Origin of the sequence: Marinobacter sp., assembly GCF_052094685.1 — a bacterium.
Taxonomy (GTDB): Bacteria; Pseudomonadota; Gammaproteobacteria; order Pseudomonadales; family Oleiphilaceae; genus Marinobacter.
In genome coordinates, this window is record NZ_JBQDKB010000013.1 from 32,070 (window position 1) to 54,459 (window position 22,390).

Sequence of the window (22,390 nt, forward strand, 5' to 3'; positions counted from 1 at the left end):
ACCGGAGTAGCTTTGCAAGCTTCCGGTTTTACTCAATTTATGTCAGATTGAGCCAACTTCTCAGATAAAACAAACAAACGGGAAAGAGGATTTCAGACATGGTACAAACCCGAATTTTACCTGCGGCTGACAATGCCCACCAATACCCTCTTCTGATCAAACAACTGCTGCTTTCGGGGCCAAGATATGCTCCTGATCAGGAAATCGTGTACGCCAATCGCAGCAAGTACACTTACACCGATCTGGTCGAACGCATTCACCGTCTTGCAAACGCCCTCACCGATGCCGGTGTTAAGCCAGGCGACACGGTGGCGGTGATGGACTGGGACACGCCACGCTATTTGGAGTGTTTCTTCGCCATTCCCATGATCGGTGCCGTGCTGCACACCATCAATGTGCGCCTTTCGCCCGATCAGATCGTTTACACCATGAACCACGCCGAAGACGATGTGGTTCTGGTGCACGATGATTTCCTACCGATTCTGGAAGGATTGCAAAGCGAAATCACCACGGTAAAAACCTACATCCAGCTCAGTGATGAAAAATCCGCAAAGGCGACACAGCTAGATACCGCCGGCGAATACGAAGCACTTCTGGCCAAGGCTGAGACGACATTCGATTTCCCGGATTTTGATGAAAATAGCGTTGCAACCACCTTCTACACCAGTGGCACCACCGGTAACCCGAAAGGGGTTTTCTTCAGCCATCGCCAATTGGTACTGCACACCCTGGCAATGACAGGCTCTCTGGCCGGCTACGATGAAATGCCGCTGATGCGCTCGTCGTCGGTGTACATGCCACTAACGCCAATGTTCCACGTACACGCTTGGGGCGTTCCTTACGCGGCCACCATGATGGGTATCAAACAGGTTTATCCTGGCCGTTACGAACCGGAGTTGCTGGTCGACCTGCTGAAGGAACATAAGGTGTCGTTCTCGCACTGCGTTCCAACCGTCATGCAGATGATGATGGGTACAGAGTCCATCAAAACTGCAGATCTGAGTAACTGGCATGTACTGATCGGCGGTAGCGCCATGACCCGCGGCCTGTGTGATGCAGGTGCCAAACTGGGCATCCGTATGTACACCGGCTATGGCATGTCCGAAACCTGCCCACTGTTGAGCACAACGTATCTCAAGCCTGAAGATCTGGAGCTGCCGTTGGAACAACAAACGGCCCTGAGGGTTAAGACCGGCATTGCCGTGCCCATGGTCGACCTGGAAATTGTAGACACCTCAGGCAACCCGGTCGCTCACGATGGCCAGGCTCAGGGCGAGATTGTTGCTAGAGCTCCCTGGTTGACCCAGAGTTACTTCAAACAACCAGATAAAGGCGAAGAACTGTGGGAAGGTGGCTGGCTACACACAGGTGATGTTGCCTCTATGGAGCCAAACCATGTTCTCACCATCAAGGATCGCATCAAGGATGTGATTAAAACCGGCGGTGAGTGGCTGTCGTCACTGGATCTTGAAAACCTGATCAGCCAGCACGCCGCCGTGGCCGGCGCCGCTGTAGTGGGTATTCCCGATGAGAAGTGGGGCGAGCGTCCCTATGCTTTAATCAACCTGAAGCCCGGCGAAAACGCCACGGCGGAGGATATCCAGAGCCATCTGCAGTCATACGTTGATAATGGCGAGATCAATAAATGGGCCATTCCTACCCGGATTGATTTTGCTGAAGACATTCCGAAAACGAGTGTTGGCAAGATCAACAAAAAGCTGATTCGTGATCAATTAAAATAAATAAATAAAACGAGTATCACCATGGTCCGCCAGGTTTTCCTGCGGGCCATTTTGGTTTTTCAACGTATAATCCCCGCCTCAAACCTTTCTTCACTCACTGCTATAAAAGAGCCTTACCACCATGATGTCCAAACTGCGTAACTGGATAGCCAGCCCGAACGGCGTACGTAAAATAATGAACGTTTACGGCCCCTATGCCGGCGCTGGCGTGAAAGTTACCCACATTGCCGATGACTACAGCTCAGCATCGGTAGAAATGAACCTGCGCTGGTACAACTCCAACTACGTGGGCACTCACTTTGGTGGCTCGCTATATAGCATGGTTGATCCTATGTACATGCTATTGCTGATGAACAGCCTGGGTAAGGACTACATTGTTTGGGACAAGTCTGCTTGCATCGATTTCATTCGTCCCGGCAAAGGCCGGGTAACGGCGCATTTTGAGCTTACAAAAGAGAGGCTTGAGGAAATCCGCATGGCAACCGACGGCGGCGATAAAATGCTGCCCCAGTGGGATGTGGATATTGTTGATGAGGAGGGCGAGCTAGTCGCCCGGGTTAATAAGATGCTCTACGTTAGGAAGAAGCGTTAAACCCCTGAGAACGTAAAGTCCACCTCAGGCTTTCGGCCATCAACAATATCGGCCAGCGCAGCGGCAGAGCCACAAGAATGTGTCCAGCCCAGGGTGCCGTGGCCAGTATTCAGATAAAGATTGGCAAAGTGACTTTTGCCCACGTAGGGCACGTTGGAGGGGGTTGCAGGACGCAGCCCTGTCCAGAACTCGGCCTGATCCCAGTAGCCCGCCTCGGGCATGAGTTCTGCGGTTCGGCGTACAATGGCCCGACAGCGGGTGTAGTTCAGGGTACGGGTATAGCCACTCAACTCGGCGGTTCCAGCTACCCGAATACGGTCGCCAAGTCGTGAGTAAACCAGCTTGTATTCATCGTCGGTTAGGCTGACACTGAACGCGGCTTCTTCGGTCTTTACCGGCACAGTGATGGAGTAGCCTTTGGCGGGATAAATATTCAGAAACAGCCCGAGCTGCCGCGCAAGTGCCGCACTAAAGCTTCCCAAGCTAAGAACGTAAGCATCTGCGCGCATGGTTTTGTGGTGGCCGTCCTTTAGCACCTGAACCCCAAGAATACGCTCACTCGCACGCTCAAAACCGAGAACATCTGTGCCATAACAAAACTCAACGCCGGCTTGTCTGCAGCGTTCGGCTAGTGCTTGAGTAAACTTGCAGGCATCGCCGGATTCGTCTTCAGATGTGTAGGTTGCGCCCGCTATTTTGTGCTGGATATGCTTGAGCGCAGGCTCCAATTCTACGGCTCTGTTCGCATCGATAACCTGACGATCACACCCGAGATCACACATGATACGGGTTGGCTCAAGCGCTGCATCGAACTCGGCCGGGTTGGTATAAAAGTGAAGAATCCCCTTATCCACCTGGTCGTATTCAAGCCCGATTTCCTCGCGCAAAGTTTGCAACTGGCTGCGACTATATGTGCCAAGATTAACCATCTGGCGAATGTTATGGGCCGCTTTCGCAGTGGTGCACTGGGCCAGAAAAGACAATGCCCAGCGCCATTGAGCCGGATCCATCCTGGGGCGAAACAATAAAGGCGCATCTGCCCGAAACAGCCACTTCAGCACTTTCAAGGGCGCAGAAGGGTTAGCCCAAGGCTCAGCGTGGGAGACAGATATCTGGCCCCCGTTTGCATAACTGGTTTCCAGGCCGGCCTGGCTCTGTCGGTCTACCACCGTTACCTGATGCCCTTGTTTTTGCAAAAACCAGGCGGTGGTTACACCAATGACTCCCGCACCCAAAACCAGTATGCGCATGCTTGCCTCCTTTCAAAGAGAGTATGTGTCTATACCATCAGCCACCCGAGCGCTTTACAACCCAGCCTTTTTGTTCCAAAAGTGGTACAAGAACCTCTCGCTGGTCACCTTGAATTTCAATCACATTGTCTTTCACAGTACCACCGGTACCGCATTTGGCTTTTAACACTTTGGCGTAGGCTTTGAGCTCTTTCTCATCCATGGGGATACCCGTAACCAGAGTAACGCCTTTACCTTTGCGCCCTTTGGTTTCTCGGCTTACCCGCACAATGCCGTCACCTTCGGGGCGTTGTGCCTCGCGGCAACTGCAATCAGTAATCGGGTTGCGGCATTCCGGGCACATACGCCCCTGTTCGGTTGAGAAAACCAACCCACCTGTCGTTTTTTTAGCCATTTATTCTCCGTAAATCAGACCATCAGGCTTATGCCCCAAAGGAGTCTACAGCCTGAAAAGGCCTAATATTTTCAATCTAAATCGGGAGGATACTTGCTGAACATCTCGGCCACCACCTCGTCAATCAGCTTACTGCGTTTTTCTGGAGACTGATTTTCATTCAGATAACGGCGGCTTGCGGCGCGCCAAACCACTTCTTCAGTACGTTTGTCTACAAGCTCGATCACCAGCTTCCCTTCTTGCACTTCTCTTACGGGTGGCGGTGAAGAAAGTCCCCAACCAAAATTGCCTGTACCAAAACCAAAACCAAGCCCTAATCCGGATTGTTCAAGACGCTCGTGTTCCACGATTTTCCAACTCACCAACAGGTCTGCTTTTGGCTCATCAACCCTCTGCATTTCCTTGCGTTTCAACTCCCGCTCAACCGCACTCTGAATCCGGTTTCCATCCAGGGAAACAAACGAAGAGTTGCCATTGCCTGACGCAAACGCCCAAGATGAATAGTTGTCATAAACAACAGAGGAGTTGTAATCGGTAACCACATTACTGGCGCACCCAGCCATGGTCAGGGTTATCAGCACTACCATCAGAAAACGACTCATTGCCTACTCCTTAGTTTCTGAAAGTCCTTCTAGCAGTATACGCACAGGAACCTTAATCGATGCGGTTTTGCCAGGTCAGGTTTCAAAACGGTAATCCAATTTATGGGAATCACAAAAATCTGTGAAGGCGCCCATTTTGTCTTCCGGCACGAGTACCCGCGCGGTAACCGAAGCGCTGTAGCCGATTGATTCCAGCTCAGCCGAATGCACTTCACACCAATGCCGCAAAGGCTGTTCGTCGGCAAAGCCCATGGTTATATTTGCCACGCTAACCGGCTTGTGAACCACTCTTTCCACCTCTGAAAGCACACTTTCAGCTGCACCGGCATAGGCTCTCACGAGCCCTCCTGCGCCCAACTTAATGCCGCCAAAATAACGGATCACCATCACCAGAACATCACCCATATCTTTGTGCTGAATGACGCTCAAAATTGGCTTGCCTGCGGTGCCAGATGGTTCGCCGTCATCGTTCATGCCCGCTTCGGCGGCGGAACCTGGGCGCCCGATTTGATAGGCCCAGCAAATGTGGCGCGCATCAGGATGATCCCGATGCGCTTTTTCCAGCCATTCTTTCACCTCATCGCGAGACCCCACTGGCGCAAGCCGGGCAATAAAGCGGCTTTTCTTTATCTCGATTTCACGCTCAAGGTAGCCCGCAGGTACCGGATAATCTTTTTTCATGCACAAGCCTGTGGTTGTATTAATCGACGGCGAACACCGGTAACCGGGCCACTACCTGCAAACCACCGCGTTCACTGTTGTTTGCAGTGATGTCTCCGTCATGGGCCAGGATAATGTCTTTGGCAATGGCCAGCCCAAGGCCCCAGCCCTGGCCACCTCGGGACTTGTCAGCCCGGAAGAACGGCTCAAAGAGGTGCTCCAGCATGTTATTTGCAACGCCTGGTCCTTCATCCTCAATCACAAGGCTTATCCACCCTGATGACAACGCCAGTGCAACATGAACCACTTTGCCAGGTGGCGTATGATCCAGTGCGTTTTGCAAGATATTGTCGAATGCTCTCTGCAACAGCCCTGAGTCGCCCAGCACAGATACGCCAGTGCTTTCGGGCATGGAATCCAACTTACAGTCCACCCTTTGGAGCTCTGCATAATTGGCCGCATCCCGTAACACCTGATTCAGTAACTCCACAGGGCGCATAGGCTCCCGGGCAATATCACCGCCTTGCTCGGTAATCCGATATAAGGTCAGTATCTGCCCGGTCATAACTTCAAGGCGTTCGTTTTGACGCAGGATACTGGTCATCAACTCTTCTTCCACGTCGCCTTCACTGGCCAATTCAATAGCCACTCTCTGGCGCGCGAGCGGCGTACGTAAATCATGGGAAATATCTCGCAACAAGTGCTTTTGCCTTTCCAATAATTTGCAGAGTTGATCGGTCATAGCGTTAAACGCTGTAGCCAACTGCCCCACCTCATCCCTGCGCGTTGCTATTTGTTCATCAACTCTTAGCTGGGTTTTGCCTCCCGCAATGGCCTGGGCGGTGGCTTCCATATGCCTCATGGGCCGCGACACAAACCGTGCAATCAGCCAGCAAGCCAGGGTAATTAAAACAAACGCCAAACCCATCTCCATAAACCGGAAAACCCTGGGTTCCAGCCAACCCTCGCCATGCATTTTCGGCCAGGCAATCAAACGGTACCCATCGCCGACATCCACAATCGCAGGCTTTTGCCGATACCACCCAGACTTGATTCGTGAACGAATAGCCGAGGGCAAACGCTTGTCGCCATCCCCGCTGATCATCATCAGATGCAGGCCCAGCTCGTCCCCCTGGGCATTGAGGAATTTGTGCGCGCCCCTGCGCCCTTGGCTTTCCCGAATAGCGGCCACCTCAAACCCAAGATCCCGTAGCTCAAGCTGGCGCTCGATGGCCGCGCGTTCACGATCCAGCAATACCCGGGAGGCCAGATTGCTGACCACCACCGTTACCGCCATAGCCAGCCAGATCAACAGAAATATTCGCCAGAACAACGGAACCATAAACCGGCGCTTCATACTGGCACCCGGTAGCTATAGCCGAGACCGCGCATCGTCTCAATCCGGGGAGGGTCATCATTGCCCAGCTTCTTACGAAGATTACTGATGTGCATATCCAGAGTGCGGTCGTAAGCCTCCAAACGGCGACCCAAAGCCCACTGCATCAAATCTGTTTTGCGCACTACACTGCCGGCATGGGCCAGCAGTACCTGCAGAACTTCGTATTCTGTGGCGGTCAGCTCCAGCGGCTCGTTATCCTGGTAAATACGGCGGTGACCCAGCTCAACCCGCAAATCACCATAGTGCCGTGCCTCCTCTACTTCCGCCTTTTGATCCCAAGCTACCCGGCGCAATATCGCTTGCAGCCGTGCCACCAGCTCACGGGGGTTACAGGGCTTGGGAATATAATCATCTGCACCCACTTCCAGCCCTACAATACGATCCATCTCATCGCCCCGGGCTGTTAACAACACCACCGGCAAGTGGGTTTCAGCGCGCAACTCCCGCAACACCTCAAGACCGTTGATATCCGGCAGCATGATATCCAGAACAACGATGTCGCAGTGCTGCCCAAGAGCCAGTGCCAGCCCGTCTTTACCGTTGGCGGCCTCGCGCACAGTGAACCCTTGGCCACTTAAGTAGCGGGCAAGCAGTTCACGGAGCTCGTCGTCATCTTCTACCAGCAGGACCCTGTTTTGCATCGTTAGTCTCTATCCAGTTTTTGTAAATCCATGTGTGCTCAATTAATGTGAACTCAATGTATTTCCAAAGTCTAACACGGGCTTAACAACCCGCTGACTCAAGCCTGTGCTCCTTTGCAGAACCTTTACATGCCATTGACGCTCGTTTACCAACACCCGCAGTACCATGGCTGTGGATCGTGCTTATGCCGATAACGGCCAGGCAGCTACTTCACTGTGAGAGGAACTACCATGAGTCATCGTAAAACATCCACTATCACCGCAAGCCTTTTAGCGACGGCCTTGTTTGCAGCCAGCCCCGCGTTGATGGCTGGCCAACACTCAAAGCATCATGGCGAAAACTACCGCGGCAATCATCACAACATGACCGAAATGTGCGACAACATGCGCGAAGGCAAAGGGCGCTTCAATATGGAAGAGCGCCAGGCGAAAATGGCCGAGCACAGAGAAGCCATGGCAGAACGCCTGAAACTCAACGATGAGCAGCGTGGAATATGGAACGAGATCCATCAGGAAAGGCGCCAGCATCACGAAAAGCGCATGGGTAACTGGCAAAAAAAGATGGAAAAACGCTGCAACAACCAGAAGAAGTGATTACAAGCCGGGTTTTGACGTAAGGTATCGGAAGCGATCAAGGAGCCCGCGCCAGCTATGTCAGAACTTGCAGTATCATCTATAACACTTGAAACCTGTCAGTCCATTTCCGACATCTCTAAGGAAACCTGGGAAAGACTGGCAGGCACTGGCAATCCGTTTCTCCGGTACGAGTTTTTCGAGGCACTGGAAAGCTCACGCTGCACCAGCCCGGAGACTGGCTGGACACCCTGCCATCTTGTATTCCGCCAGGATGGCGAGATCGCCGGCGTTGCACCCGCTTACCTGAAAACCCACTCCATGGGCGAGTATGTGTTTGACTGGGCCTGGGCCGACGCCTATCGCCGCTATGGCATGGAATACTACCCAAAGCTCCTGCTAGCCGTGCCGTTTACACCCTCTCAAGGGCCGCGGTTACTGCTGCACTCAAAACTCCGCGATCTGCTTGATGCCAGAAGGCTCCACGACTTTCTGGACACCCTCATAGATCGTCTCGGTGCTCACTCCTGGCACCTTTTGTTCCCGAACGCAGATGACCAGACCCTGCTGGAGCAAGAAGGTCAGTTACACCGAATTGGCTGCCAATTTCACTGGCACAACCGCAATTATGAGTGCTTCGACGACTTCCTGGCAGAGCTTACTTCCCGTAAGCGTAAATCTATTCGCAAGGAACGCAGGCAGATAGCTGAGCAAGACATCACCTTCACCCGGTTTGATGGGCGGGATATATCCGATCACATTCTGGCAGCGTTTTATGTGTTCTATCAGGCCACCTACCTCAAACGCGGGCAGCGCCCCTACCTGAACAAGGCATTTTTTGAACAACTGCGGGAGAACATGCCGGAGCACCTGCATATAATCATGGCCGTGAAGGATGGAGAGATGATTGCCGGCGCTCTGTTTTTGAGCGGACAAGACACACTATATGGCCGCTACTGGGGCTGTCTCGACGAATACAATCACCTGCACTTCGAGACCTGCTATTACCAAGGCATTGAGCTGGCCATTGACCTGAGGCTGCAAACATTCGATGCAGGTGCGCAGGGAGAACACAAACTGGTGCGGGGCTTCGAGCCTTTGCTGACGCATTCGTGGCATGGAATTGCGCAACCCGCGTTTCATGAGGCTATTGAAACATTCACCCTGGAGGAAGCAGAGCAAGTTATGGGGTATTACGAAGATGCCAAAACGGTGCTTCCGTTTCGGCGGAATAGCGGAGCCTGATAGGCCGGCCTTCGGGCGCTACCTGGCTCCGCACCCGCATCAGTTATCCTTGATTCGAAAACCTATTTTCAGCGACACCTGATAATGGCCAACCTTACCATCAACAATGTGCCCACGGGTTTCCATCACTTCGAACCACTCCATATTGCGGATGCTCTTTGAGGATTCTGCAAGGGCATTTTCAATGGCGCCCTCAATGCTTTTCTCTGATGAACCCACAATTTCGACTTTCTTGTACACGTGGTTATTGGACATACCAAAGCTCCTTATGCTCAGTGACTTTCACTAAAAGCCTATAAGGCAATCCGCTGTCCGGCAAATCACAATCTCACAACCTTAAACCAATTTGCTTTAAGATTGAGCAAAGGTCAGCCTTTGGCAAACTCCAAATACCGACTAGCCGCCTGCTTTTTCTCGTTCTGACTGTTCAGTAGCTCAAGGCGAAGCTTATCGATAACGCTCATGTATTCATCCAGAGGCGATTTCGACTTGCCGAATTCCTTAGTCTCCTCAATGAACGCTTTTTGCTTCTCACGAATGTCATTGAGCTTTGCCAGTGCATCGCGAATTGCTTCCGTTCGGGCATCTGCCGGCCCATCACTTTCGCTGCCTCTGCCGGCGCTATCACTCCCAAGCATCTGTCCTGCGGACGGCGCCTGCTCGGTGTTTTGTTCAGCCAGGTTGATCTCTTCCAGGGTGCGCACTTCGCCGTCGGTTGTCAGGTAAATACCTGAGGCTTGGATTTCTCCCAGCGGCACGCCCTGGCGATTAGTAAGAGTGAAATTGTGTTCGGCACTGCCCACAAAAAGTGCCTGCACGCCCACTTCATTAAGGGACTTCAAGCTCTGTTCGCCGTCGGCGCCCTGAACCCATACAGAAAGCGATGAAAATACTTCGTCGTTGGCATCAATCCACTGATTGCCGTCGTCATCAAACTTAGCCAGTTCACCGAAGCCAGAACCACTTTGCGGGCCAAACAGCTCTGTGCCGTCATCCACTTCGCCGTTGCCATTGCGGTCAAATACCAGATAGCCACTACCACTTCCCAGTGAAGCAAACTGCCCGGTTTCTCCATCTCCGTCCATATCAAACTCAAACAGGGTGTCGGTAAGTTGTGCCGTTGCGCTGCCGAAGTTGATAACCAATGGGTCGGTCATAGGCCGCTCTTCAATTCGCAGGCTTTCGGAGTATTCATAACTGCGAGATTGAGACTGGCGAAGCGACAGGGTGAAATCGATGGTTTCACCGTTCTCCAAAGAAATGCTTCCTGTGGACGCAAACGAGCGGGTTTCGCTCTCGGAATGGAACATATAACGACTTGCCTCAACAGACATGCTGCCTGTTGCCTGAGTACCAGATTCGCCACCCAAAGCTGCGCGGCTTACGCTGACGGCCTGCTGGCCACGAAGAAACACCTCCGTGGTTTTCTCTGCGAGCTCGGCACTGGTAAACACAGCATTACGTTCGCCGCCGCTCACAGTGCTGGTACTAGTGTATCCAAGTCGCTCCTGGCTGTTGTAACGATAGGCAGCATCGCGGGTTATATTTACCTGCGCACTACCACCCTGGCCTTCCCAGCGATCCCCAAATACTGGCTGTTGGTTAATCCGGATCTGGCTCTGATCGAAGGACGTTTCTTGACGGGAGCTTCCCTGAAGGAAGGAAATCTGGCTGGACACAATCATGGCGCGGCTTACCTCTCAATGCCTTATCTCTCTACCCGTAGATCGGCTGAGACACGGCTAACTTGAGCAATTATTGCGCAAACTACTGTTCTGCCTGCTAACTACTTGTTAGCTATAACATATACCTAACAAGAGCAGCAGCTAGAATGCCTGCTGCAATCGCGGGCAATGGCTTTTTGAGGGCGAGCATGGCAACCGCAGTAACCGATAGCGCCGCTATCGCTCCCCCATCCCCGGCAAAAGCCATAGGCACGATAATGGCGATGAGCACGGAGCTGGCCATGGTGTTGATAAAGCTTTCAATGCGAGGGCTTATACGCACGAAGGACATAATAAATACGCCGCCAAACCGGGTGGCCAACGTTACCAATGTCATTATGAGTATCAGCGCCAGAACACCTGCCGTATTGGTTTCAATGGTCATGCTGACTGCCCCCCCTCGTCATCCGGTATCTTTTCCAACCAGAAGAAGCCAACAAGACCACCGGCCAGGGCGCCGGCAACCACGTGGGTATTGGCAGGCAGCCATTTCCAGGCCGCTAAAGACGCAGCAGCGGCCAGCGACCAGGCGACCAACACCCGGGGATTTTTCTTGCCTCCCAATGCCATGGCCAGCAGAAAACAACCCAGCACCATATCCAGGCCAAGGCTTTTCGGGTTCTGCAAAAGCCCGCCGAAATACACCCCTAACCAGGTACCAACAATCCACGCCAGCCAGAGTACGAGCCCGCCACCCAGAATCACTTCGAGATTGCGCCTGCCGCTTTGATATTCCTGGGCAGACACAGCCCAGTTGGCGTCTGTAAGAAGCAGGATAAGCCCATAACGTTTAGCGGGTGAAACGTCCCTCAACATGGGGTAAAGCGACGCGCCCATCAAAAGGTGTCGGGAATTGATGGCAAAGACCACGACCATAACGGGAATAACAGAGACTTCCGCTCCCCACATATCAATGGCGGCAAACTGCGACGCACCTGCAAACATCAAGGTGCTCATTAGTAAGGACTGCAGAGGGTCTAGCCCTTGCTGAGCGGCCGCCAATCCAAAGGCAGCTCCAAACGCCACCACAAACAGCGAAATAGGGAACATCCGGATAAGCTCGGAACGAACTTTTGCGGGCTGGAATTGGTAGGTATATTGCACATTTTTCATCTACGCAAGCTAAGTAAATTCTCGCTGCACGCGTATCAGTATTTTCCGCAGGTACCGACTACCAGCATGGCTGGTTGGCCAGTTTACTTGTCAGAAACCGCGCCTGAGTCATCCACCAACCGCGCCCGAACGCGAGGCAAGTATTCCGGATAATGCTTTTGAACGAAGACCACCAGGCCTTCCCGCACCGCACACCGAAGGTCCCAGACCTTACTTGAATCCGGTGCGCTCATCAGGAAGCGTATCTGTAAGGCTTGTTCACTGGAGTCGGTGACCTGCACCGTCTCAATCTTTCCATCCCACTGAGACGATTGTCTGAGCAAGCGCCCGAATTCCTCGCGCAACGGCTGTACGGGTATAGCGTAGTCCAGCCAGAGAAAAACCGTACCCAACATGTCAGTGGTGTTGCGCGACCAGTTCTGGAATGGGTTCTCGATAAACCATTGCAATGGCACGATCAGCCGGCGCAGATCCCAAACCCGCAACACCACGTAAGTCGCGGCGTCGAGAAAAATGCGGGGGACAGCCTTGGAACGGGAGAAGCGCCGCGTCAGTGCCAACACAAGCCGATAAGCGGTGTAGGTTGCTAATAGCGCCAACAACGCAGTCGCCCCTGGCAGTAGCCACGCACTAAGACCGGCCTCGATGGACTCCAACATCCTGTACTCCCAGGGCAAAAGTTCCAATGTCTTCAAATTAGCGTATGACCGCAGGTGGAGGCAAAAGAAAGTGAGCCTGCCCCGGTTTTGAAACTGTCAGAACCGGTTCAGACATCACATCTGCAATTGACGTCTGCACTCACACAGATTAGTTTACATTCAGTCCAGCCTCACAAGGGTTGTCTCCTTCGGGAGATACGGACACCTGAAATCAAACGCCGGCCACAAGCCGGACGACAAAAACAACACAACCACTGCCGCCGCGATCCGGCCAGGTGGAGAGGATTTCAAAATGCGTAACCCAGCACGCCTACAGGGCGTCTTGTGCAATGCACAAAAGTGCCCGTCTGTTAAGATAAGCGCCTTTCATTTCCGCAGGATAACGTCTATCCCAGCCATGGAAGAGAGGTAAGCCGCCATGAACGTATTCAGCCATCCCGAATTTGATAACCACGAACACTTGTCCTTTTTTTGCGACCCGGAAACCGGGCTCAAAGCTATTGTTGCCATACACAACACCTCCCGCGGGCCAGCTCTTGGCGGCTGCAGAATGTTCCCCTATGTCAGCGACGAAGAAGCATTGCGTGATGTATTGCGCCTGTCACGGGGTATGACTTACAAATCGGCACTGGCCAATCTTGACCTGGGCGGTGGCAAATCGGTGATTCTCGGAGACCCTCGCGAACAGAAAACCGAAGCCTTGCTAGAAGCCATGGGCAAACACCTTGAGGGACTTGGCGGCCAGTACATTGCAGCCGAGGATTCCGGCACCAGCGTGCCAGACTTGAAGGTCATGGGGCGGCACACAAAGCACGTTGCGGGTATTATTGAGCACACCGCGTTTGATGGTCAGCCCAGCAATGGCGATCCATCCCCCACCACTGCCTATGGTGTTTTTGTAGGTCTGAAGGCCGCAGTAAAACACAAGCTTGGGCGTGAGGATCTTACTGGCCTGAAAGTGGCTGTTCAGGGTATCGGCAATGTGGGATATCGCGTGGCCCAACACCTGAAAGACGCCGGCGCAGAACTCTGGGTGTACGACATTCACCCGAAGAACATGCAACGTGCGGTGGATGAACTGGGTGCCCATGCCGCGTCGGCCGAGGACATTTTGTTCCTGCCGGTAGATGTTATCGCACCCTGCGCCATGGGTGCCATACTGGACGACAACAGCATTCCGCTCCTGAAAGCCACCGTCATTGCAGGCGCAGCCAACAACCTCTTACAGCGGCCAGATCATGATCAGGCACTGAAAGACCGGGGCATTCTCTATGCGCCAGACTTCGCTATTAATGCCGGCGGTATCATCGATGTGTTCTACGAGCGCACCGGGGCTTCCCCGGAAGAGGTACGTGCCCACGTGGAAGGCATTGGTCAAACTCTTGCCGAGATCTTTACGCGCTCGGATAGCAGCGGCACGCCAACCGGTGCGGTTGCCAACACCCTCGCTGAAGAACGCTTTCGCAAGCGCACAGGCGTTGCCGAAACATTCCATGAGCAGCTTGCGGGCAGCCAATAAATAAAGACATTTGCTTTACGGGGCCGTGAAACACTCGCGGCCTCCACTCTTCCAAACAAAAACAAGTATCTGGCCGGAGACAAATATGTCTGAATCAAATGCGCCCTATTCCGGAGCTATGGAAGGCTCGAACGCTAAACGTGGGCTTTGGTCTTCACGCTTCGCTTTTATTCTTGCGGCCACCGGCTCTGCCGTTGGTTTGGGTAATATCTGGAAATTTCCCTACGTTACCGGTGAAAACGGCGGTGGTGCCTTTGTGCTGATATACCTTCTGTGTATCGCAGCCATTGGTCTACCCATCATGATGGCCGAAGTGTTGATTGGTCGCCGTGGCGGCCGAAGCCCGGTTAATAGCCTTAAACAGATTGCCAAACAGCAAGGGCTTAACCCGGGCTGGCGCGCCGTTGGCGCCGTTGGCATGCTTGCCGGCTTCCTGATTCTCTCGTTCTACTCGGTAATTGGTGGCTGGGCTGTATCCTATGTGGGCACAGCGGCTACCGGACAACTTGCAGGCCAGTCTGCGGATGCCATTGGTGCCATTTTCTCTGACCTATTGGCTGATCCTGCCACTTTGCTCATGTGGCACACCCTGTTTATGGCGCTAGTCATATTTGTGGTAGCCAAGGGCGTTCGTGCCGGGCTTGAGCGGGCTGTCAGCATCCTTATGCCGGCCTTGTTCCTGCTCTTGCTCACAGTGGTAGGCTATGCCATGACCACCGGTGAGTTCGGCCGAGCCGTCACCTTCCTGTTCCAGCCAGACTTCTCCAAACTCACTACCTCCGGTGTTCTCGTGGCGCTGGGCCACGCTTTTTTCACCTTGAGTCTCGGCATGGCGGTAATGATGGCCTATGGTTCTTATCTGCCAAAGAACATTTCCATCGCCAAAACGTCTGTTGCCGTGTGCCTGATTGATACCTGCGTGGCACTACTGGCGGGCCTTGCTATTTTTCCGATTGTCTTTGCCAACGGTCTTGAGCCTGGCGCCGGTCCCGGCCTGATTTTTCAGACCCTGCCGCTGGCATTCGGCCAAATGCCCATGGGTAGCCTGTTTGGGACCCTGTTCTTTGTATTACTGATATTTGCCGCCTGGACGTCGGGCATCTCTCTGCTGGAGCCCATCGTGGAATGGCTGGAAGAGCAAAAAGGCATGAATCGCACCATCAGTACATTGTGTGCCGGTTTTGTGTGCTGGGCACTGGGTATTGCCTCGATCCTTTCCCTGAACCTGTGGTCGGACTTTGCGCCATTGGGGTGGATTGGCATGCTTGAAGGTAAAACCATCTTTGATCTGCTGGATTTCTTTACCGCCAACATTCTGTTGCCTCTCGGCGGTCTGCTAGTTGCGATATTTGCCGGCTGGGTGATGTCACGCAAGGCGATGGAGAGCGAACTTGCGCTCTCACAGCCCATATTCCGTCTGTGGTACACCACTGTGCGTTACATTACGCCGGTGGCTGTAGGAACGGTGTTTGTCTATAACCTGCTAGGGGCCTAAGCTATGTCAAACTTGAAGGCGAGCCGAAAGGGGGCCAGGTAGCCTTAGCATTGTCCCAGAGTCGAAGCGCGTGGTTGGAGGGCCAACCATCTGATGGAGCTCGTTTAACGTGTCAATTCCACCGACAGAAAGCTGGACTCTATTACAGGGTGGCTTGGTGTTTTTGGTATCTGCGGCCATTATCGCCGTTACCGGAACGCGTATCACCCGGGTGGTCGACCAACTGGCTGACCGTACCGGGATTGGAGAGGCGGCCGCGGGGGCCGTGCTGCTGGGCGCCTCAACGTCTCTGGGTGGCTCGGTTCTCTCGGTCACCGCCGCATGGAACGGCCATGCCGAACTGGCAGTCAGTAACGCGCTGGGTGGCATTGCTGTTCAAACGTTTTTTCTGGCGGTTGCCGACATGGTCTACCGTCGAGCCAACCTGGAACATGCCGCGGCGTCGGTTCCAAACATGATGCAAAACGGGTTGCTGATTTGCCTGCTCGCATTGATCCTGTTCGCGCCATACCTGCCAGACATTACCATTGGCGGGATTCATCCGGTAACGCCGGTACTGCTTGTGGCCTATTTCTACGGCATTTACCTGGTGCGCACCGCTTCAGAATCGCCCATGTGGCTGCCATCCGTTACCCAGGAAACCCGCGAAGACAAGCCCGACGACGTAACGGCGATGCCTCCCCTGTCTCGCCTCTGGGTCGAGTTTCTGTTGTTAATGGCCATTCTGGGTATCGCAGGCTGGGCGCTGGAGCCCGCGGCTTCGGTGATTGCCAGCAAGACAAACCTGACACAGACAGTGGTCGGGGTGCTACTCACAGCCATCAGCACCTCGATTCCCGAACTCGTGACATCGATTGCTGCGGTCCGCCGTGGTGCGCTTACCTTGGCGGTGGGCGGCATTATCGGTGGTAATGCCTTTGACACTTTGTTCACCGCCGCTTCGGACATCGCCTATCGGAAGGGCTCGATCTACCATGCGATGCCCGAAGATTCAAAATTCTGGGCGGTTCTCACGTTGCTGATGTCAGGCGTACTCATGATGGGGCTGATCCGTCGCGAACGCCATGGCATAGGGAAGATTGGCACGGAAAGCGCCGTCATTATGGCTTTATACGTTTGCGGGGTCGTGTTACTGCTTGGTGGTATTCAGGCCGCAAACTAGAGGTGATCCAGGGAGGCCTTCAGGGTCTCCCCGATTCTTGCATTCAGCTTCAAATCCGCCAGCTCCTCAGCCCGCGTTCTACCCAGGTTAAGGGTAGCAATAGGCTTGCCGAGTTCTTTGGCGTACCTACAAAAGCGAAAGCCTGAGTACACCATCAACGACGAACCGATCACCAACAGGCCATCACTGGCCTTGAGTGCGTCCAATGCTGACTGCACTCTTTGCTTGGGCACATAATCGCCGAAAAACACCACATCTGGCTTCAGAATGCCGCTACAGTGAGGGCAATCTGCCACACGAAACGCTGAGAAATTAACGTTTAAATCCGCATCCCCATCCGGAGCAGTATCCGCTCTGTACTGCCCGAAACCCGGATTGAGATCCGCACAGCGGTCGTGCACGTGATCCCTGGGGCATCGGTAGCCACAACTCATGCACAGTGCTTCATCTGCGCGACCATGCAGGTCGCTCACACCGTGGGTGCCGGCTTTCTGATGCAGACGGTCGACATTCTGGGTAACAACCAAACTGGAGTGATTACGCAGTTCGAGATCCGCAATGTGGTAATGGGCGGGATTGGGCGTGGCATTGCGAATAACTGGCCAGCCAATCAGGCTGCGCCCCCAATATCGCTGGCGGGTTTCATGGTTGTCCATAAAATCCTGATGCTGAACCGGCTGCTTGCGTTTCCAGGCGCCTTCTCCATCGCGGTAATCGGGAATGCCAGAATCCGTGCTAACACCCGCACCGGTCAAAATCAGGAGTTTGGGATAACGGTGAATAAAATCCGCCAGCAACCCTCCTGCCTGTTCCGGCTCGTGCAAAACCGAAGGTTCATCCAGCTCGGGAAGACGCTGGTTTGCACTGAAGGGGCGAGTACGGTGGGTAGTCACTGGCGGCATGCACACTCCGGTCGGCTTAGCCCGGTTTGCGGGCCACGTATACGGTATTGAAAGATTCTCTGTTCTGGAACGGGTTGTAGAAGCTCACGACGTGGCAGATCACCTCGGTGAAGACTTCACGCAACACGTTCATGAATACGGCATCTTCACCCTCATTGGACCACATGGCAAAGATACCACGAGGTTTAAGCTGCTGGGCCATGCGGCTGATGTTTTCAGTGGTGTAAAAGCTGGCGTTTGAATCGTGCAGCAAAGCGCGGGGCGAGTGGTCGATATCCAGCAAAATGGCATCAAACTCTTTGCCTGGCACTTCGGGGTCGAAGCCACCAGACGGTGAACCGGCAACTGCAAGATCAAAGAAGCTGCCGTGAACATAGCGGCTGCGGGAATCGGCGTTGATGTCTTTGCCGAGGGGCACATATTCTTGCTGGTGCCAGTGGATAACCGGCTCCAGGTACTCAACAATCAGCAACTCCCCTACCCGTTCATGTTTGAGGGCGGCCACGGCGGTATAGCCAAGGCCCAGGCCGCCAACCACAACGCTGAGGTTGTCGCCTTCGGTTTCACCTATCCCAAGATCAGAGAGGGCAACTTCGGCGTCCACAAACATGCTGGACATGAGAAATTCTTCGCCGAGTTTTACTTCGTAAATGTCTCGATCGCCCAATGCCGGAATACGGCGACGACGCAGGGTAATCTCTCCAATTTCGGAAGGCTGGCTATCAATTTGCTCGAAAAGACGTCCCACGGTGTTGCCTCTTTCTAGTCTTTGACTTGTCTATCGTCGGGCCTGCACCAATTCTGTACCGTGCAAGCGCCGGTGGGTTCCCCTCTCCCAAAAACCGCTGTGAATACATCCATGTACGCTTGGCTCCGCCATCCATGGCTCCGCACATTTTTGGGAGAGGGGTACCCACCGGCTCTACTATCTACTCCCCTGCATTCTCCGAGCCCTTCAAGCTGTCGATCAGAGTCGCTCGCATTTTCTCGGCACCGAGTTTGTTCATCAGTTCAATATTACGAGGCGGAATTCCATCCACATCCGGATGGCTATCAATCGCGGCTTCCAGACTGGCTTCGCGCAACAGATGCAACATGGGGAACGGCGAACGGTTGGTGTAGTTCTCCGCTGCATCTGGTTTTGTGTCTGCAAATTGGTAATCCGGGTGAAAACTGGCGACCTGGTACACGCCTTCCATATCCAGATACGTGAGTAACCCATCCGCAGCGTCAAGAAACTCATTATAGAGGCCGAAGTCCTGCATGACGTGGGGATGAATCAGCACAGTGGTTTCGATCTCCGGCTCGTCTTCCAAGCGCAGAAGCTCAGAATGCAGAGCCTGGAGCAGCGAATCCTCATTATCGGCTTCTGAAACCACAAACCTCACGCGGTTCCTGACCAACTCCCGCTTGGCGAACGGACACAGGTTGTAGCCAACCACAACGTCTTCAACCCATTTTTGGGTTGCTTGAACTACAAATTCTTCACTCACACAAAGCTCCTTTGGCTGTTGATCCAAACCACAAAAGTCAGATCGGGTAGGCTGGCAGGGCTGTCCAAAAATGTGCGGAGCCATGGATGGCGGAGCCAAGCGTACAAGGACGTATCAACAGCGGTTTTTGGACAGCCCTGCCAGCCTGCCCTAGCCCCCGCAGTGTAATTAGATTCTAGACGTACCCTTGACTGCGAAGGTAATCGTCATAGCTGCCGCTAAAGTCCGTAATACCTTCAGGCGTCAACTCAATAATCCGGGTCGCCAATGAAGATACAAACTCACGGTCGTGACTGACGAAAATCAGCGTACCCGGATAATTCTCAAGCGCCAGGTTCAACGCCTCGATGGATTCCATATCCAAGTGGTTGGTTGGCTCATCCATCAGCATCACATTCGGCTTTTGCAGAATCAGCTTGCCAAACAACATACGCCCCTGCTCGCCACCGGAAATCACCTGCACCGATTTACCAATGTCATCGCCAGAAAACAGCATACGCCCGAGCGTGCCGCGCACCAGCTGCTCTCCGCCGGTTGTCCACTGGGCCATCCAGTCCGTTAAAGTATCGTCAGTGGCAAAATCTGCCGTATGATCCTGAGCGTAGTAGCCCACTTCAGCGCTGTCGGTCCACTTTACTTCGCCGCTGTCCGGCTCATAGCCCCCCGCAAGACACTGCAGCAATGTGGTTTTACCAATGCCGTTGGGACCAATAATAGCCACACGCTCACCCGCTTCAACCTGTAAATTCAGCTTATTGAACAGAGTATTGCCGTCAAACCCTTTGGTCAGGTCCCTAAGGGTAACCGCTTGGCGATGCAACTTTTTGCCCTGCTCAAAGCGAATAAAGGGGCTCACTCGGCTGGAAGGTTTTACTTCATCCAGCTGAATTTTGTCGATCTGACGCGCACGGGAAGTGGCCTGCTTCGCTTTCGAGGCGTTGGCGGAGAAACGGCTTACAAACTGCTGCAGTTCCGCAATCTGGGCCTTCTTCTTCGCATTATCCGAGAGCATGCGCTCGCGGGCCTGAGTGGCGGCGGTCATGTACTCATCGTAATTGCCCGGGAACAGTTTCAGTTCGCCGTAATCCAGATCCGCCATGTGGGTGCAAACGCTGTTCAAAAAGTGACGGTCGTGGGAAATGATGATCATGGTGCTGCTGCGAGCCACCAGAATGTTTTCCAACCAGCGAATGGTGTTGATATCCAGGTGGTTGGTGGGCTCGTCCAGCAGCAGTACGTCCGGGTCCGAGAACAGTGCCTGAGCCAGCAGTACCCGCAGCTTCCAGCCCGGGGCCAGGCTACTCATGGGTTCATTGTGCTGTTCCAGCGCAATGTCCAGGCCAAGAAGCAACTCGCCCGCGCGGGAGTCGGCGGTGTAGCCGTCCATCTCGGCAAACTGAACTTCCAGATCGGCGACTGCCATGCCGTCTTCTTCAGTCATTTCTGGCAACGAGTAGATGCGATCACGTTCTTTTTTAACGTGCCACAACTCTTCGTGGCCCATAATCACGGTGTCGATAACCGAGCAGGTTTCGTAGGCAAACTGATCCTGCCGCAGCTTACCCAACCGAACGTTCGGTTCCAGCATAACCTGGCCACCGGAGGGCTCAAGATCGCCCCCGAGAATTTTCATCAGGGTAGATTTGCCGCTGCCGTTGGCTCCGATCAGGCCATAACGATGGCCGTTACCAAATTTAGCGGAAACGTTTTCAAACAGGGGCTTGGCCCCAAATTGCATGGTAATATTGGCAGTAGAGATCAAGAAACAAACCTATAGATGTGAGGGCCAGCGCCACGCCGGCTAAAGAAAGCGCGCATTGTACAGGTTTGCGAGGGCAATCGTGAGATCGCAGAAACACCGATAAAAAGACTTGCCTCCGGCCGTCTGTACGGGCAGCATTTGGCACTCTGCCTCGCTCATTCGTAGGCGCTTTTATCTGACTCATTAAAGGAAACTGAACATGGCACAGGCAACCGCACGCCACATTCTGGTAGACAGCGAAGCAAAGTGTGAAGAACTGAAAACAGCGATCGAAGGCGGTCAGGATTTTGCCGAAGCTGCCAAGCAGCACTCATCTTGCCCTTCTGGCCGCAGCGGCGGCGACTTAGGTACTTTCGGCCCTGGCCAGATGGTTCCTGAGTTTGATCATGCTGCGTTCAACAGCGAACTGAACACTGTGATTGGCCCCATCAAAACTCAGTTTGGCTATCACCTGCTGGAAGTAACTGATCGCAGCTAAGACGTTTCCCGGCACGATTTGTTGAGCGGCTCCTGATTGTTTCAGGAGCCAAGCTCATCAGTATCCAAGACGTTTACCGTATTGACCCTATTTTTTAGGGGTGAGAAAACGCGCCATCTGATTGCCGATAGATTCAATCGGGTCAGTAATGGCCTGCTGAATACTCTGAGTAACCGTTTTAGAAAACGCAGCCCCTGGGCCACTCTCCAGAAAGTCGATATACAGCCCCATCTCCTGGGTGCTCATCTTCTCATAGGTATGCAGATAACTGTCATACACCTGTTTTTCCACAACACCCCGAATGACGCCGCGCTGGCTCTCTATCTTCTGTTTAACGGCCTCGTAGTTATCCGAGTCATTGCTGAATGCCGCCATGGCGGTTGCCAGCCCGAGCTGCACGGCTATGGAAGTATCCACTGCGCTTTCCGTCGCGCGGGCGGCACGATCAAACCGTTCAAACATTTGGGCGCGGTCCGTACCCCTATACTTTTTGGCCAGCTCCGGCGCTTTGGCCTGAATTTGTTTCCAGGTCGCAGGGTCTGAGGCCGCAATTTCTGCCTCGGATATTTCCTTGGCCACGGGAGTTTCATACCAGCTATGCACAGCTTCAAGTTGCTTTTCAGACAGGTTCTTTTCCAGGTTTTCGACAATTTGTTGCTCTATGTCAGCGGCGCTAAAACTATTGGTCACAACGTACCCGATGGTGTCGGCAACCATGGGCGGAAGCTGCTGATTGCGCTTAAGACCCTCGCGGATGCCTTCAGCCATCATGGCAGGGTAGCGTTCAACAATATCGTCGATGGGCGATGCCGTCAGGACCTGCTGAGCACCAGGCGCAGCTATAACCGGCCCAGCCAGAAACAGACCAGCGACTAAAAGAGGTTTAATTAGGGTACCAAGCTTCATTTATCTATCATCCTGTTTGGTGGATGTTGTGTTTATGACACGCCCACCCTCCCCTGAGCAAGCAATCCACGGGTTCCGG

General features: G+C 53.6%; 24 protein-coding genes. 8 read left to right on the forward strand and 16 right to left on the reverse strand.

The genetic code is table 11. The features are described from left to right. Window positions 1–98 precede the first annotated feature (98 nt). Both ACTH3S_RS04635 and ACTH3S_RS04640 read left to right on the forward strand, forming a co-directional pair. A complete protein-coding gene (locus tag ACTH3S_RS04635) occupies window positions 99–1,742 on the forward strand; it encodes a fatty acid--CoA ligase (protein WP_441807856.1) in 1,644 nt (547 codons plus the stop codon). 121 nt (window positions 1,743–1,863) lie between these two features. Next, window positions 1,864–2,334 carry a DUF4442 domain-containing protein gene (locus ACTH3S_RS04640; RefSeq protein ID WP_441807857.1) on the forward strand — a complete coding sequence of 157 codons (471 nt, stop codon included), beginning with the start codon at window positions 1,864–1,866 and terminating at the stop codon, window positions 2,332–2,334. Here the strand turns inward: ACTH3S_RS04640 and ACTH3S_RS04645 are convergent. The 6 genes from ACTH3S_RS04645 to ACTH3S_RS04670 all read right to left on the reverse strand — a co-directional run bounded on the left by ACTH3S_RS04645 (window position 2,331) and on the right by ACTH3S_RS04670 (window position 7,280). Further along, window positions 2,331–3,584 (reverse strand): D-amino acid dehydrogenase, encoded by a 1,254-nt coding sequence (locus tag ACTH3S_RS04645; RefSeq protein ID WP_441807858.1) that lies wholly within the window; start codon window positions 3,582–3,584, stop codon window positions 2,331–2,333. The genes ACTH3S_RS04640 and ACTH3S_RS04645 overlap by 4 nt on opposite strands. Before the next feature lie 37 nt (window positions 3,585–3,621). Continuing rightward, a complete protein-coding gene (locus tag ACTH3S_RS04650) occupies window positions 3,622–3,978 on the reverse strand; it encodes a translation initiation factor Sui1 (protein ID WP_441807859.1) in 357 nt (118 codons plus the stop codon). 71 nt (window positions 3,979–4,049) lie between these two features. Beyond that, window positions 4,050–4,580: a DUF4136 domain-containing protein gene (locus tag ACTH3S_RS04655; RefSeq protein WP_441807860.1), complete on the reverse strand. Its 531-nt coding sequence runs from the start codon at window positions 4,578–4,580 to the stop codon at window positions 4,050–4,052. 75 nt (window positions 4,581–4,655) lie between these two features. Then, window positions 4,656–5,261 (reverse strand): YigZ family protein, encoded by a 606-nt coding sequence (locus tag ACTH3S_RS04660; protein WP_441807861.1) that lies wholly within the window; start codon window positions 5,259–5,261, stop codon window positions 4,656–4,658. Window positions 5,262–5,280: 19 nt separating this feature from the next. After that, window positions 5,281–6,597 (reverse strand): sensor histidine kinase, encoded by a 1,317-nt coding sequence (locus ACTH3S_RS04665; RefSeq protein ID WP_441807862.1) that lies wholly within the window; start codon window positions 6,595–6,597, stop codon window positions 5,281–5,283. Then, window positions 6,594–7,280, reverse strand: a complete 687-nt coding sequence (locus ACTH3S_RS04670; RefSeq protein ID WP_441807863.1) for a response regulator transcription factor — start codon at window positions 7,278–7,280, stop codon at window positions 6,594–6,596. Before ACTH3S_RS04670 ends, ACTH3S_RS04665 begins: the two co-directional genes overlap by 4 nt. Window positions 7,281–7,511: 231 nt before the next feature. Between ACTH3S_RS04670 and ACTH3S_RS04675 the strand changes: the two genes are divergently transcribed. Together ACTH3S_RS04675 and ACTH3S_RS04680 are read left to right on the forward strand one after the other, a co-directional pair. Next, window positions 7,512–7,874, forward strand: a complete 363-nt coding sequence (locus tag ACTH3S_RS04675) for a hypothetical protein (RefSeq protein ID WP_441807864.1) — start codon at window positions 7,512–7,514, stop codon at window positions 7,872–7,874. Between the two features lie 57 nt (window positions 7,875–7,931). Next, entirely contained in the window at window positions 7,932–9,098 is a 1,167-nt protein-coding gene (locus ACTH3S_RS04680; protein WP_441807865.1) for a GNAT family N-acetyltransferase, read from the forward strand. A gap of 39 nt (window positions 9,099–9,137) precedes the next feature. Here ACTH3S_RS04680 and ACTH3S_RS04685 read toward each other — a convergent pair whose 3' ends face one another. The 5 genes from ACTH3S_RS04685 to ACTH3S_RS04705 form a co-directional block, all read right to left on the reverse strand. Further along, on the reverse strand, window positions 9,138–9,353 hold the full coding sequence (locus tag ACTH3S_RS04685) for a dodecin (RefSeq protein WP_441807866.1): 216 nt from the start codon (window positions 9,351–9,353) through the stop codon (window positions 9,138–9,140). 113 nt (window positions 9,354–9,466) lie between these two features. Beyond that, window positions 9,467–10,783, reverse strand: coding sequence for a hypothetical protein (locus tag ACTH3S_RS04690; RefSeq protein ID WP_441807867.1), 1,317 nt, complete (start codon window positions 10,781–10,783; stop codon window positions 9,467–9,469). A 112-nt stretch (window positions 10,784–10,895) separates the two neighbouring features. Next, window positions 10,896–11,207 carry an AzlD family protein gene (locus ACTH3S_RS04695; protein WP_441807868.1) on the reverse strand — a complete coding sequence of 104 codons (312 nt, stop codon included), beginning with the start codon at window positions 11,205–11,207 and terminating at the stop codon, window positions 10,896–10,898. After that, window positions 11,204–11,935 carry an AzlC family ABC transporter permease gene (locus ACTH3S_RS04700; protein ID WP_441807869.1) on the reverse strand — a complete coding sequence of 244 codons (732 nt, stop codon included), beginning with the start codon at window positions 11,933–11,935 and terminating at the stop codon, window positions 11,204–11,206. Before ACTH3S_RS04700 ends, ACTH3S_RS04695 begins: the two co-directional genes overlap by 4 nt. Window positions 11,936–12,018: 83 nt before the next feature. Next, window positions 12,019–12,594, reverse strand: coding sequence for a hypothetical protein (locus ACTH3S_RS04705; protein ID WP_441807870.1), 576 nt, complete (start codon window positions 12,592–12,594; stop codon window positions 12,019–12,021). 418 nt (window positions 12,595–13,012) lie between these two features. Between ACTH3S_RS04705 and ACTH3S_RS04710 the strand changes: the two genes are divergently transcribed. The 3 genes from ACTH3S_RS04710 (at window position 13,013) to ACTH3S_RS04720 (ending at window position 16,770) form a co-directional block, all read left to right on the forward strand. After that, complete coding sequence (locus ACTH3S_RS04710; RefSeq protein WP_441807871.1) at window positions 13,013–14,113, forward strand: Leu/Phe/Val dehydrogenase; 1,101 nt, start codon at window positions 13,013–13,015, stop codon at window positions 14,111–14,113. Window positions 14,114–14,198: 85 nt separating this feature from the next. After that, window positions 14,199–15,608, forward strand: a complete 1,410-nt coding sequence (locus tag ACTH3S_RS04715; protein WP_441807872.1) for a sodium-dependent transporter — start codon at window positions 14,199–14,201, stop codon at window positions 15,606–15,608. Between the two features lie 109 nt (window positions 15,609–15,717). After that, entirely contained in the window at window positions 15,718–16,770 is a 1,053-nt protein-coding gene (locus ACTH3S_RS04720) for a sodium:calcium antiporter (protein WP_441807873.1), read from the forward strand. Here the strand turns inward: ACTH3S_RS04720 and ACTH3S_RS04725 are convergent. The 4 genes from ACTH3S_RS04725 to ACTH3S_RS04740 all read right to left on the reverse strand — a co-directional run bounded on the left by ACTH3S_RS04725 (window position 16,767) and on the right by ACTH3S_RS04740 (window position 20,927). Then, window positions 16,767–17,672 (reverse strand): NAD-dependent protein deacetylase, encoded by a 906-nt coding sequence (locus ACTH3S_RS04725; RefSeq protein WP_441807874.1) that lies wholly within the window; start codon window positions 17,670–17,672, stop codon window positions 16,767–16,769. The two genes, ACTH3S_RS04720 and ACTH3S_RS04725, sit on opposite strands and share 4 nt — an antisense overlap. 16 nt (window positions 17,673–17,688) lie before the next feature. Beyond that, complete coding sequence (locus tag ACTH3S_RS04730) at window positions 17,689–18,420, reverse strand: spermidine synthase (RefSeq protein WP_441807875.1); 732 nt, start codon at window positions 18,418–18,420, stop codon at window positions 17,689–17,691. A 181-nt stretch (window positions 18,421–18,601) separates the two neighbouring features. After that, window positions 18,602–19,165 carry a DUF1415 domain-containing protein gene (locus tag ACTH3S_RS04735; protein ID WP_441807876.1) on the reverse strand — a complete coding sequence of 188 codons (564 nt, stop codon included), beginning with the start codon at window positions 19,163–19,165 and terminating at the stop codon, window positions 18,602–18,604. Window positions 19,166–19,340: 175 nt separating this feature from the next. Next, complete coding sequence (locus tag ACTH3S_RS04740; RefSeq protein ID WP_441807877.1) at window positions 19,341–20,927, reverse strand: ABC-F family ATPase; 1,587 nt, start codon at window positions 20,925–20,927, stop codon at window positions 19,341–19,343. Between the two features lie 199 nt (window positions 20,928–21,126). On the opposite strand from ACTH3S_RS04740, the gene ACTH3S_RS04745 reads away from it, so the two are divergent. Continuing rightward, window positions 21,127–21,405 (forward strand): peptidylprolyl isomerase, encoded by a 279-nt coding sequence (locus tag ACTH3S_RS04745; protein ID WP_441807878.1) that lies wholly within the window; start codon window positions 21,127–21,129, stop codon window positions 21,403–21,405. Between the two features lie 87 nt (window positions 21,406–21,492). Here ACTH3S_RS04745 and ACTH3S_RS04750 read toward each other — a convergent pair whose 3' ends face one another. Beyond that, a complete protein-coding gene (locus ACTH3S_RS04750; protein WP_441807879.1) occupies window positions 21,493–22,311 on the reverse strand; it encodes a DUF2059 domain-containing protein in 819 nt (272 codons plus the stop codon). Between the last annotated feature and the right edge of the window lie 79 nt (window positions 22,312–22,390).